Source organism: Pseudomonas sp. W2Aug9, assembly GCF_023127755.1.
Lineage (GTDB): Bacteria > Pseudomonadota > Gammaproteobacteria > Pseudomonadales > Pseudomonadaceae > Aquipseudomonas > Aquipseudomonas synxantha_A.
In genome coordinates, this window is record NZ_SPKL01000020.1 from 86,508 (window position 1) to 100,253 (window position 13,746).

Annotated in this window: 8 protein-coding genes; 1 reads left to right on the top strand and 7 read right to left on the bottom strand. The window is 58.8% G+C overall.

The features are described 5' to 3' along the window. Positions 1-130 precede the first annotated feature (130 nt). Positions 131-6,433 (top strand): NEL-type E3 ubiquitin ligase domain-containing protein, encoded by a 6,303-nt coding sequence (locus tag E3O56_RS14115; protein WP_248128443.1) that lies wholly within the window; start codon positions 131-133, stop codon positions 6,431-6,433. 12 nt (positions 6,434-6,445) lie between these two features. Here E3O56_RS14115 and dnaB read toward each other — a convergent pair whose 3' ends face one another. The 7 genes from dnaB to rnr form a co-directional block, all read right to left on the bottom strand. After that, on the bottom strand, positions 6,446-7,843 hold the full coding sequence (gene dnaB, locus E3O56_RS14120; protein WP_003188079.1) for a replicative DNA helicase: 1,398 nt from the start codon (positions 7,841-7,843) through the stop codon (positions 6,446-6,448). A 111-nt stretch (positions 7,844-7,954) separates the two neighbouring features. Next, a complete protein-coding gene (gene rplI, locus E3O56_RS14125) occupies positions 7,955-8,401 on the bottom strand; it encodes a 50S ribosomal protein L9 (RefSeq protein ID WP_003171376.1) in 447 nt (148 codons plus the stop codon). Positions 8,402-8,419: 18 nt separating this feature from the next. Further along, positions 8,420-9,313, bottom strand: a complete 894-nt coding sequence (locus E3O56_RS14130) for a hypothetical protein (protein ID WP_005784252.1) — start codon at positions 9,311-9,313, stop codon at positions 8,420-8,422. Between the two features lie 36 nt (positions 9,314-9,349). Further along, positions 9,350-9,580 (bottom strand): 30S ribosomal protein S18, encoded by a 231-nt coding sequence (gene rpsR / locus E3O56_RS14135; protein ID WP_002551829.1) that lies wholly within the window; start codon positions 9,578-9,580, stop codon positions 9,350-9,352. 29 nt (positions 9,581-9,609) lie between these two features. Then, positions 9,610-10,026 (bottom strand): 30S ribosomal protein S6, encoded by a 417-nt coding sequence (rpsF, locus tag E3O56_RS14140; RefSeq protein ID WP_005784250.1) that lies wholly within the window; start codon positions 10,024-10,026, stop codon positions 9,610-9,612. A gap of 311 nt (positions 10,027-10,337) precedes the next feature. After that, positions 10,338-11,093, bottom strand: coding sequence for a 23S rRNA (guanosine(2251)-2'-O)-methyltransferase RlmB (rlmB, locus tag E3O56_RS14145; protein ID WP_021493242.1), 756 nt, complete (start codon positions 11,091-11,093; stop codon positions 10,338-10,340). Beyond that, positions 11,090-13,720, bottom strand: a complete 2,631-nt coding sequence (gene rnr, locus E3O56_RS14150) for a ribonuclease R (protein ID WP_248128444.1) — start codon at positions 13,718-13,720, stop codon at positions 11,090-11,092. The genes rlmB and rnr overlap by 4 nt, the downstream gene beginning before the upstream one ends. Positions 13,721-13,746 lie beyond the last annotated feature (26 nt).

Consider the following 13,746-nt stretch of genomic DNA (forward strand, 5'->3'; position numbering starts at 1 on the left):
ACCAGGCGTTTTCAGCGCACAGCTTTATGCACCTCTTCTTCTGGTACTGCCGGCCCTAATGTCGCTCAATCTTTCCAACAGAGCGCCTGCCACGCTGCTGTGCCAAGCGCTCTCTTCCCGAGCACACACCATGACCAACTCAGTCACCTTTGATGCAGAGCAACCTGCATTACTCACCCACGAAAGCTGGGCCGAACAACAGATCTTTCAACTGATACAGGAAAACGTAAATGCCTTCATGGGCAAAATGGGCGTGGACGAGCAAAAAGAATACCTGCGTCTGAGCAAGGATCTGGTGGAGCGCGAGCAAACCCTCGGCAACGCCCTCACAGATCTTTACAACGACTTGAGCCAGCAAATGGTCGACGCTCTCGACAGCGCGCTGAAGAGCAAAACCGGCACGGTCATCAACTCGCGTACCACTTACCTGAAGACGCGGATCCGGCAGCTACCGGCCTCCCAGGATGACCTCCCCGCCAACGACCGCCTGGGCAACAACGTGCGCATCTACAAAGAGGACCTGGGCATACGTGAGTACGAACGCTCGATCACCTTGCTGGAGGCGGCGTATCGCAACTTCGGGTTTACTGCGTATTTCTCCACCGAAGAACAACGCGCCAGCTCTATCAGCGGCGACGTCATCAGCGTCAAAGCCTTCGTGGCCGTCGCAAGGAGCGTGGACATCGGCACGCGCATCAGCGACTACATCGAAAAAGAGTTCAAGAAGCGTCTGTCCAATCCGCTATTCGGCCTGCAAAGCACCAAGCTGCTGGTCGCATTGAGGGACGCCTACCGCACCAATGAGTCCTGGAGTATCAGCGAATGGGAATTCAATGAACTTAAAGACTGGCTGTTCGACACCAGCGTGTATTGGGACCTCTACCAACTGGACGCCGGCGGCGAAAAGATTGCCCTGCCGTTCTTTACTCGTCGCTTTGACACGCCCGACGGCTCTTGCGTCTACAGCTACTTCCCGGACCGCCCCAATGGCGCGTTACGCCGACATGCCTCCAGGCAAGAAGCCGTGGACTCGCTGCAGGACCAGATCCGCAACGACGTGGGGCTGGCACACTTCAGTTGGTTCATGAAGGCCATCTCCCTGAACAATCAGGAAAAGCTGCGAGCCTTTATCAAACCGCTGAAGGTCAACCGGGACGAGCTCGCCTGGCATGCCAAAATTCTGTATGACCTGTTCGCCAGCAAGACCCCAAACAGACAAAAACTGGCGGTGGAAAAAATCGGCACGGACATCCGTTGCCTCGCCCACACCTTGCCGATCCACCAGGCGTGGCCTATACAATCGGACCTTATCCGACTGGCCCGCACCGATAAACTCGCCGACCAGGAGGCCGCCGTTGCGTTGGCCACCTATCTGGTCAGCGAAACCTTGTCGATGCTGCTGATCCCCCTCCCCGGCGGTGTGACGGGCTTGGGCAAAATCATGTTGGTCGCAATGCTGGGCGCCCTCGTCTATCAGACCTGGTCTGCCATTGCGGCGCTGCGCCGAGGCCAGCAGGCCGAGCTGGTGCAAGCTGTCGGCGACATCCTTGACCTGCTGGTGGGGCTGCGCTTGCAGGGGGCGGCAGCCAAGTTGTCTGCACGCCGCACCCGTCAGTTGATGAACGCGCTGGGTAACCCCAACTATGCTCTTGGCACGAACGGCAAGCCTGGGTTGTGGTTCATCAACGACTACACACAAATCGACCCCAACTACCTGTCGGGAGTTGAACAAAACCCTCAAGGCCTGTTTGAAAAGGACAACCGAAGCTACATCAAGCTACAGGTCGACAACCAAACCAGATTCGCCCAGGTCACCCTCGAAAAAATCTCCGGGCGCTATCAACTGGACATGCACGGTTCTTCAAGCATTCAGCCCTACGTTACCTATTCAGCCAAGCATGACCGCTGGACACTCGACCCGATCGATACCCGTGCGCTGAACGAAGCCCAACTGTTGCAGCACATGATCTCGCCCAGCGAGCTGCCGCTGAGCCCGACAGCTTGTAAGCGCTCGCTGGATGTCGCGCGGGTGGATCGCCAGGATCTGCTGGATATCTGGTTCGATCGCCGGCGCGCGCCCGTCGCACTGACGCAGGCCATAGAGAATCAGCAACTGCGCGAAGGGCTCACCCAGTTACAAGCGGCGCTCAGGCAGAGCGATGGCCCGCTGCCGCCCATTGCCGATCAGGTCATGCCTGCGCTACTGGCCGACCTGGGCACCTGCACGATCAAACTGTATGCCCCTGACGGCAAAACCTTGCTGTCCAGCCACGCACCGGTGCTCGCGGGCAACACACAGCCCTTGGCCACAATCGAACTACGCCAGGACGGCCGCGATCGTTACCTGGCACTGGCATTTGGCTCGCCGGTGGGCTCGCTCATGCAACAGGTATTGCAGGAACATGAACGGCTCGTCCCCAATAGCAGGTTGGGTAAGACAGGCCACAGCAGTGAAGACCAACACCTGGCGAGCCGATTGCTTGAGCTGAGAAAAAAAATAGCGACACACCTTCAAGCACATCAAGCCGCTGTGTATGAGGCGTTACGCGACGGCCAACCGCGCGACCACCTGAATGCAAAAAATTCAGCAGCTCGGTTTGCACCCACGGCGCTGTCCGGCCAGCCCACCAGTGATGACCTGGCAATCGGCCTGTTGCGGCGTCGCTTTCCGGACCTTTCACGGGCAATGGCTGCAGACTTGCTGCGTCGTCATCCCTCATTACGCGACGTCGGCCTGTACTCCTTCCTGGAAGCTCCGGTACGCGAGGCCATTCACAAAAGTCTTCAACAAAGCATCATCACCGAGGCGCTCAACGCACTTTCGGACCCAAGCGGCCTCGGCCTCAACGCGCACAGTGAAGCCCTGTTCTGCAACCTGCTGACGCTCTTGCCAGGTTGGCCAAGCGATGTCGGCGTGCAGGTGTATCAAGGCTCTACCGATCAGACCGGGCGGACCATCCGTCGAGGATCCCTGCTGGACACCTATGGGAGCGAAGACGCAGACGGCTTCCTCATGTTGGTCAAGTCCGGCACTGAATATGCTGGCTACCGACCGGACAGTGGCGATCTGAAAACGGCGGCCGTCGGGGAAAACAGCTTACTCGGTGCCACCTTGCGCACTCTCACCGAAACCCAACGCAATGAGCTGGGCCTTGGGCGCCACGACACCGCCGTGCTGGCTCAGGACGTGCTTGAGCAAGCGCGCGTACAGCAAGCGTACCTGCCAGAATTCCTCACACAATCGCGGGAGTCGCCGCTATCGAACCAGAGCATCAGTGGTTTGCGGATACTCCACAAGCAGGTGCCGGACAATGCCGATGCAGACGGCGTCCATGCCCTGAGCGGGCGTCAATACGTGACGATCGACGGCGGCACCTATCAAGTCATGCTCGACCGCGATGCTTCCTCGGCGGCGGGCAAAGTCTGGCGCATCGTCAAACCTGGCGATCCCGTGGCGATGGACGCGGCTAACGTCTACAACAGCAGTCGCCTCGGTGCAAGCCACGCCATCAGGCGCAACGCCGCCAATGTCTGGGTCAGCGCTATCGTCGGCGCACCGGGGGGCGTACGAGGCGAGAGACATGACTGGTCGTTCTTCCGGCAAGTGGCCGACAGTGCCAGCGCAGCCTTAAATCAACTGCGCAGCCCGCAGCGTCGGGTACACAGCTTGTTCCCGTCATTTGACGAAGGACAGATCAACGCGTTTATCCAGTCTCTTGGCAATGACATTGCTGGCGGGCTGGATAGACGAGAAGCCGAGTACAGAAACCTCAGCAGGGAGTTGAAGGCATGGCGACATGCAAACGCTTCCGAATCTACAAGCTGGGCCAAGCTTGCTACCGATGAGATCAAGCGCTGCTGGCGTCGTGAGACCGGGACATCATTCACAATGCCGTCGGGCACCTCCGCGCTTCCCGGGTTGAAAGCCGACTTCAGCCATGTGCGGGAGTTGGATCTTGTGTCGATTAACTGGTCGGATGCGACGGATACGTTCATGGGAAATTTCTCCAACCTGGAGCGACTGAGCATCACACACTCCAAGCTCGACAAACTCCCCACCGCGATCGGCAACATGAGTCAATTGACCACGCTGAACTTGAGTTCGAACCAGATCAGGCTGGATGTACCCAGTGCTGAAAAATTGGCCGGCCTTACCCAGCTTGAACATATCGATCTATCGGAAAACCCGCTGGGGATAACGCCCGACTTCAGCGGTATGTCGAAACTGCAAACATTGGACCTCAGCAGTACAAAGATCGATCAGTGGCCCACCGGCCTACTGAGTCAGACCAACCTGAAAAGCCTCAACTTGCTCAATAACAAACTGCGTGCAGTTCCCGAAACCTACCTGAAACCGCCGGCCGACCAGCTGGAAACCATCGTCCGGATCAATAACGTCACCCAGCTACAAGGCAATGACTTTCCCTCTCAATACTGGAGAAAATTCGAAAGCTACTGGCGCAATCTGCATGAAAACCATCCGGACCTGATCAAAGACGCAATTGACAGCGCGTTTGACTCGGGTAACCCCAGGATAGAAAGGTATCAGCGGCTATATCCGGGCAAGACCCTCAAGCAGGCTAGGGAGTTTCTTTGGAGCTTGCCCAAAGGAACAGTGGCGGCAGAGTTGGACAGACTCGAACTTGAGTTCCATAAGCTCCAAACCCAACTGGACGCCTGGGCGTTTTCAGGCGGTGTTCGCCGCCAGGGTTATGTTCGCTCTGGCCAACTCGCAACCAATGCAGTGACTTGGGACGATCGTAACATCGCCCTGGAACGCATTTTGAGTTGCTGGAGACAGGAAACACCGCAGATGCTGGCCAAGGATGGCACGCCGATTGGCCTGGAACTCGATCTCAGTGGCCTGAGGCTGCCGAGTCTGCCGGACCTGGACGTGGACTTCAGCCACGTAGGCTCACTCAAACTGAACAACATGTACCTAAGCGTTTCTCCAGAAAGCTTCCTGACACGATACCGACACGTACGCTGGCTCGACCTGGCAGACAATCAGCTCAGGGACCTTCCTCCAGCCTTGGGCGAAATGCATGGGCTCACCCGTTTATATCTGCAGAACAACCGGATTCGCCTGACCCCGGACACCGCCCGCATCCTGGCGGAACGCGTCACGCTCAGAGGCCTCGTATTACAGGGAAACCAACAACTAGGCGTGACACCCGACTTCAGCCAGATGCCCGACATCCGCTCGATTGATCTGTCGGGTACAGGCATTGAGACATGGCCGACCGGCCTGGCAGAGCAACCGCTACTGGACACGATCGACCTGAGTGCCAATCAGATAACAGAGATTCCTGACTCCGTCATCGCGCCTACAGACGCGCTCCTGCCCCGTTCGGCACGGCTCAATAACTTGACCTCTGTCACCGGTAATCCGTTGTCCGATCAAACGTTGGCACGGGTCAGGCGTTACGCAGCCCGGTTGATCACAGCCGGACTCGCCGAAGTGGGGCAGCCAAACCGTTTAGTGGTCACATCCACGCTAAACAGACCGCCAGCACCCTTTAGAAATCGGGGCGACGAGTCGTTTCGACGCTTGACCAAGGGATTGGACTCAGCTCAGGTTTCGGCCAGGCGATCGCAATGGACTACGCTACGCGAACAGCAGGGGGCGGATCCCTTCTTCGACCTGCTCAAGCGTCTAGAGCAACTGGGTACGGGCCAGGAGGATCATCGGCGAAGAGTCTGGGAGTTGATCGACGCTATTACCGAAAACAGTTCGGAGTCCGAACAGTTGCGCAAAGAAATCTTCGATCGAGCCGGCGAACCTGCGTGCTGCGACCGAGCGGCCTTCTCGTTCGGCAACCTGGAAACCGCAGTCCTGGTATACAGGGCCCAAAGTCAGGCGATGGATCAGTCACAAGGCAAGCCGTTATCGGCATTGTCCAGAAGCCTGTTCCGATTGCATGAAGTGGACAAAATCGCCTCAGCCGACATCCTGCGCAGCGAAACGATTGTCAACGATCCGACGGTATCGGAAGAAGCGAAGCGCCCGCATCGCCTGCGCCTGGGCGAGGAGGTCGAGATCAGACTGGCTTATCGCTACGGCCTTAAAGACCGCCTCCAACTGCCCGGGCAGCCTCAGCGGACGGCATACACCCATATGGGTGGAGTCACACAGGGTATGCTAGACAGCGCCTATGAAAAAATAGTGGCGCTGGATAATTCACCCGAGGAATTCCAGGCGCTACTTTCCAGAGAGTTCTGGCAGGTCTATATAACCAACAAATACCAGGCGCAATTCGAAGCGCAGCGTCAGCCCTTTCAGGAACGACTTGAGGCACTACGCGATAGTCTTACCGCCGGTTTACTGTCGAAAGCGGCCTACAAGGAGCAAACCGATAGCCAGCAGGCCCTGCTTGCGATTGAAGAAGCCGAGCTGATCCAGACACTGACTCGACAAATCCTGGCCGAGTGACTCGGCCAACGGTTACTCGTCGTCGTCGAAGTTGTAACTGCCCGGCGCCAGGTTCTCGAAGCGCGTGTACTTACCGATGAACGCCAGGCGAATAAAGCCGATCGGGCCGTTACGCTGCTTGCCGATAATGATCTCGGCAATGCCTTTGTGTTCCGTTTCGGGGTGGTACACCTCGTCGCGGTACACGAACATGATCACGTCGGCGTCCTGCTCGATCGCTCCGGATTCACGCAAGTCGGAGTTCACCGGACGCTTGTTGGGGCGTTGTTCCAGGGAGCGGTTGAGCTGGGACAGCGCCACCACCGGGCAGTTGAATTCCTTGGCCAGGGCTTTGAGGGACCGGGAGATTTCGGAAATCTCGTTAGTACGGTTATCGCCGCTGGAGCCCGGAATCTGCATCAACTGCAGGTAGTCGATCATGATCAGGGCGATATCGCCGTGTTCACGTACCAGGCGGCGGGTACGCGCACGCATCTCGGACGGGCTGATACCGGCCGTGTCGTCGATGAACAGCTTGCGGTCATTGAGCAGGTTGACAGCCGAGGTCAAACGCGGCCAATCGTCGTCTTCCAACTGGCCGGAACGCACTTTGGTCTGGTCGATACGACCCAGGGACGAAAGCATACGCATGATCAGCGATTCGCCTGGCATTTCGAGGGAGTACACCAATACCGCCTTGTCGCTGCGCAGTACGGCGTTTTCCACCAGGTTCATCGCAAAGGTGGTCTTACCCATGGACGGACGGCCGGCGACGATGATCAGGTCGGACGGCTGCAGGCCGCTGGTCTTTTCGTCGAGGTCGGTGTAGCCGGTGGAAATACCGGTAATGGCCGCGTCGGTGTTGAACAAGGTATCGATACGGTCGATAGCCTTGGTCAGCAGGTCGTTGACACTGACCGGGCCACCGGTTTTGGGCCGCGCTTCGGCGATCTGGAAGATCTGGCGTTCGGCTTCATCAAGGATCTCGGCGGCGGTACGGCCTTCCGGGTTGAAGGCGCTGTCGGCGATTTCGGTGCTGATGCCGATCAACTGGCGCAGGGTGGCGCGCTCGCGGACGATCTGCGCATAGGCCTTGATGTTGGCGACGGACGGCGTGTTTTTCGCCAGTTCACCGAGGTAGCCCAGCCCGCCAACCTGGGAGGTCTGGCCTTCCTTGTCCAGCTGCTCGGCCAGGGTCACCACGTCGATCGGTGAGTTCTGGTCGGCCAGCTTGGCGATGGCGCGGAAGATCAGGCGGTGGTCATGGCGATAGAAGTCACCGTCCGAGACTTGATCCAGCACGCGTTCCCAGGCGTTGTTGTCCAGCATCAAGCCACCGAGCACGGCCTGTTCGGCCTCGATGGAATGCGGCGGCACCTTCAGGGCAGCGGTTTGCAGATCGTATTGCTCAGGAGCGGAGATTTCGTTCATGGCCACTTGGAATTTAAGGGTGTGTAGAAAAACAAAAGGCACGACCTGTAAACAGGATCGTGCCCGATGTTAACCGGCTGACACGCGAGGTGCCAGTCAGTTAGGTGCGACTTAAGCTGCTACCACGACAACGCGTACGGTGGCTTCAACTTCGGCGTGCAGGTGCACGGCTACGTCGAATTCGCCTACGTTGCGGATGGTGCCGTTCGGCAGACGAACTTCGCTCTTCTGCACTTCAACGCCGGAGGCGGTCAGTGCATCAGCGATGTCGTGGGTGCCGATCGAACCGAACAGCTTGCCTTCGTCACCGGCGGTGGCAGTGATAGTCACTTCCAGCTCAGCCAGTTGGGCAGCGCGAGTTTCGGCCGAAGCTTTTTTGTCTGCTGCGGCTTTTTCCAGCTCAGCACGACGCTCTTCAAACGCAGCCAGGTTGGCAGCGGTTGCAGCGGTGGCTTTGCCGTATGGCAGCAGGTAGTTACGACCGTAGCCGGCCTTAACGTTCACTTTGTCGCCCAGGTTGCCCAGGTTGGCGACTTTTTCCAGAAGGATCAGTTGCATGTGAAAATCCTCTAACTTTTAACCTTCACCGTTCGCGCTATCGGCATCTTTCGACGCCAGACGTCCGCGAAAATCAATCAGGCCGTCGACAATGGCCAGAACCACGAGTAACGGATAGATCAGCTGCATGAACAGCAACAGCGTGACGTACAACCCCACCAGCCAGAACCTGGCCAGGCGCTTTCGCGCAACCAGCCCGTGAATCAGGGCCAGCCCGGCAAACACCAGCGGTACGCTGCAAATCGGCGCCAGCAAGGCCATCTGTGGACCGAAGTTCGGTCCGACAACCATGCACGCCAGCAGCAACATCGCCGGCCCCGCAGGGATTCTGATACTGCGAAACTCGCGACCAAAACCACCCGGGTTGTACAACAACGCCTGCCAATAACGCCCAAGAATCAGGCTCAGCACGCTGACGACCTGCAACAATGCCGCAATCAGGCCGGTCAGGACCGGGGCAATCAGTGACGCAAACCGCGCTCGCTCATCTACCGACAACTGCTGGTAGAGATCCCCGAGAGCCAGTGGCAGGATCTTGACGATCTCCTGCGACAGCGCCTCGATTTGCGGGCGGAAAGCCGCGCCAAGCATCACTGAGTACACCAACCCCAATGCCACGCTGACCAGCAGCGTACGGACCCAGGACTCACTTGCGCGCAGAACCAACGCAAGGCTCGATGACCCCAGCAGTACCAGAAGTACCCGTGGATCACCCATTTGCAGCCACCAGATCAAGGCCGGCAACAAACCCAGGGCAAGAACGCCAAGGGCGTCCTTCAAACCGCGCCGCAGCAGCACAAGGCAACCTGCGGCAGCACCCAACCAATAAAGCAACGGCAATGCCGCACAGCCAGCCACTACCAGAGTGGCCTGCACGCGACCGCGCATGATGAACTCAGCTAAGGCGCGCATGCATTCAATCCCTTACTACTTGTCGACTGCCCGGTCTCAGCGGCCGTGGCTGTCGGTGTAGGCCAGCAGGGCCAGGAAGCGGGCGCGCTTGATAGCGGTGGCCAGCTGACGCTGATAACGTGCTTTGGTACCGGTGATACGGCTTGGAACGATTTTGCCGGTCTCGGATACGTAAGCTTTCAGAGTGTTGAGATCTTTGTAATCGATCTCTTTCACGTCTTCAGCGGTGAAGCGGCAGAATTTACGACGACGGAAGAAACGTGCCATTTGATAGGCTCCTTAATAAGGTCCGTGGATTACTCGTCAGCGTTATCGCTGTTGTCACTGTCATCAGCGCTATCATCAGCGCCTTCTTCAGGACGGTCGCGACGCTCACGGCGCTCACTGCGGTTTTCTTCAGCCTTGAGCATCTCGGATTGGCCGGTAACGGCTTCTTCGCGACGGATGACCAGGTTACGGATCACTGCATCGTTGTAGCGGAAGTTGTCTTCCAGCTCGGCCAGGGCCTTGCCAGTGCACTCAACGTTCAGCATCACGTAGTGAGCCTTGTGAACATTGTTGATTGCGTAGGCCAGTTGACGACGGCCCCAATCTTCCAGACGGTGGATTTTGCCGCCGTCTTCTTCGATCAGCTTGGTGTAACGCTCAACCATGCCGCCGACTTGCTCGCTTTGATCCGGGTGGACCAAAAAGATGATTTCGTAATGACGCATGAATGCTCCTTACGGGTTGTAGCCTGCCGCTCAAAAACGGTCAGACAAGGAGTGAATGACACTTATGGATCTTGCCGTAGGGGAGGCACATCGGTGCCTGCCAGGAAGGCAAGGGGCGCAATTGTAGAGAAGGGGGAGAAGCGGCGCAAGGTGATTGGTGATTATTTGAACAACTTTCCAAACACCACAAAATTAAATGTGGGAGGGGGCTTGCTCCCGATTGCGAGAGTTCAGTCACATCATCTGTAACTGACCCACCGCTATCGGGAGCAAGCCCCCTCCCACATTTTGGTTCTGTGCCAGGCTCGGGATTACTTCTTGGCTTTGACCTTGGCACCACGCTGACGCTGGGCTTCAAACAGGCACACGCCCGTCGCCACCGATACGTTCAGGCTGCTGACGCTACCGGCCATCGGCAAGTGCACCAGATAATCGCAATGCTCACGGGTCAAACGACGCATGCCTTTGCCTTCGGCGCCCATGATCAGGATGGTCGGGCCGGTCAAGTCCTGGTCATAAATGCTGACCTCGGCCTCGCCTGCCGTACCCACGACCCACAGGCCGCGCTGCTGGAGTTTCTCCAGGGTGCGCGCCAGGTTGGTCACGGCCACCAGCGGAATCACTTCTGCCGCGCCGCAAGCCACTTTGCGCACCACCGGCGTCAAGGTTGCAGACTTGTCTTTAGGCACGATCACTGCAAGCGCGCCGGCAGCATCTGCCGAACGCAGGCAGGCGCCGAGGTTGTGCGGGTCGGTCACGCCGTCCAGTACCAGCAACAGAGGCGCGCCTTCGGTACGGTCGAGCAGCTCGTCGAGCATCGCCTCGCCCCATACCTGGCTCGGGCTGACGTCCGCGACCACGCCCTGGTGTACACCTTCAACCCACACGTCCATTTCGCGACGCTCGGCCTGGCCGATGGCAACCTTGTTTTGGGTGGCCAGTTCGACCAGCGCCTGCACACGCGGCTCACTGCGGCCTTCGGCCAACCAAACCTGCTTGACCCGCTTGGGGTGATGACGCAGCAGTGCTTCTACGGCGTGCACGCCGTAGATTTTTTCCAGACTCATGACTTGGCCTTAGGTTTGCGCGACCCGCCGCTTTTCGCGGGGGCAGAGCCCGCTTTGGGTGGGCCTTTACGATGTTTACTTGGCTTGCTCGACGGTTTTTCCGCCCCTTGGGACTTTCCCCCAGACGCCGCTTTACCACCACTTTTGGCTTCGTTGAGCAGCTGCTGCTTCAACTCGCGGCTCTTGCGCAGCTCGGCGTTTTTCGCCGCGGCATCGCTTGGGCGGTAGGCTTCAGGAGCCTTGTCCTTGGCGGAAGAGCGACGCCCCGACTTGGCAGGTGCAGGCTCGGCAGCCGTCTTCGCGCCAGCGGCCTTGCCTTTGGAAGCCGGCGCTGCGGTTTCGCTGCCACGCTTTTTGCGGCCAGCCGGCTCAGCGGGCTTGTCAGGCATACCGAAGTCGATCTTGCGTTCGTCCAGATCGACGCGCATGACCTGCACTTCGACGGTATCGCCCAAGCGGAAGCTGCGACCGGTGCGCTCGCCCGCCAGACGGTGGTGCACAGGATCGAAGTGGTAGTAGTCACCCGGCAAGGCGGTGACATGCACCAGGCCCTCGACGTAGATGTCGGTCAGTTCCACGAACAGACCAAAGCCCGTCACAGCAGTGATCACGCCCGGGAACGATTCGCCCACGCGATCCTTCATGAACTCGCACTTGAGCCAGTTCACTACGTCGCGGGTGGCTTCGTCGGCGCGGCGCTCGCTCATGGAGCACTGCTCGCCCAACTGCTCCAGGGCCGCCTCGTCGTACGGATAGATCCGCGCCTTCGGAATGGTCATGGCACCGGCGCGCTTGACGTGCGGGGTGTTCTGCCTGGAGTGGATCACGCTGCGGATCGCCCGGTGCGTGAGCAAATCCGGGTAACGACGGATCGGCGACGTGAAGTGGGTGTACGCTTCGTAGTTGAGGCCAAAGTGACCCTGGTTATCGGCGCTGTACACCGCCTGGCTCAGGGAACGCAGCATCACGGTCTGAATCACGTGGTAATCCGGACGATCCTTGATGCTGGCCAGCAAAGCCTGGTAATCCTTGGGCGTCGGGCCGTCCTTGCCTTTATGCAGGGACAGGCCAAGCTCACCAAGGAAGGCGCGCAGTTTTTCCAGACGTTCCGGCGGCGGGCCGTCGTGGACGCGGTACAGCGCAGGAATTTCGTGCTTCTTCAGGAACTCGGCAGTGGCCACGTTGGCCGCCAGCATGCATTCCTCAATCAACTTGTGCGCGTCGTTACGGGTGGTCGGGGTGATAGCGGCGATCTTGCGCTCGGAACCGAAAACAATCCGGGTTTCCTGGGTTTCAAAATCGATCGCGCCACGGGTATGACGGGCGCCCAGCAGCACCTTGTACAGCGAGTACAATTGCTTGAGGTGTGGGACCACGCCAGCGTACTCGGTACGCAGGGCCTTGGCTTCGCTGGTCTTCGGTGTTTCCAGAATGGTGCTGACCTTGTTGTAGGTCAGGCGTGCCTGGGAGTGAATCACCGCTTCGTAGAACTGGTAGTCGGTCATTTCGCCGGTTTTGGAGATGGTCATCTCGCACACCATGGCCAAACGGTCGACTTTCGGGTTCAGGGAGCACAGGCCGTTGGACAGCTGCTCAGGCAGCATCGGGATCACGCGCTCAGGGAAGTACACGGAGTTGCCGCGCACCTGGGCTTCGTTATCCAGGGCCGAACCGATCTTCACGTAGCTGGACACGTCGGCAATCGCGACGTACAGCTTCCAGCCGCCGGAGAACAGGCGCAGCTTGCCAGGCTTGGCTTCGCAGTAGACCGCATCGTCGAAGTCGCGGGCATCTTCGCCGTCAATGGTGACGAACGGCAGATGACGCAGGTCGATGCGTTTTTCTTTGTCTTTCTCTTCGACTTCCGGCTTGAGCTTGGCGGCTTCCTTGAGCACGGCATCAGGCCAGACGTGAGGAATATCGTAGGTGCGCAGCGCAACGTCGATTTCCATGCCGGGCGCCATGTAGTTGCCGACCACTTCAACGATATCGCCCTGGGGCTGGAAGCGCGCCGTTGGCCAATGGGTGATTTTCACCTCGACGAACTGGCCGACCTTGGCGGCACCGTTGCGGCCGGGGGTGATCAGCACTTCCTGCTGGACCTTCGGGTTATCCGGAACCACAAAGCCGATGCCGCCTTCTTCGAAGTAACGGCCGACGATGGACTCGTGGGCACGGGACACCACTTCGACGATCACGCCTTCGCGACGACCGCGACGGTCCAGACCGGAAACCCGCGCCAGGGCGCGGTCGCCATCGAACACCAGGCGCATTTGCGCCGGGCTCATGAACAGATCGTCACTGCCGTCATCCGGGATCAGGAAGCCGAAACCGTCACGATGGCCGGCAATGCGGCCCAGGATCAGGTCGAGCTTGTCTACCGGCGCGTAAGTGCCACGACGGGTGTAGATCAATTGAGCATCGCGCTCCATCGCACGCAGACGGCGGCGCAGGGCTTCGAGCTGGTCTTCGGTGGTCAGACCGAATTCTTCGACCAACTGCTCGCGGCTAGCAGGCGAACCACGATCGGCGAGGTGCGCCAGGATCAGTTCGCGGCTAGGAATAGGGTTTTCATATTTTTCCGCTTCACGAGCGGCCTCGGGATCGAGGGACTGCCAATCGGCCATTAGAGAGTTTTCACCTTGTCTATATG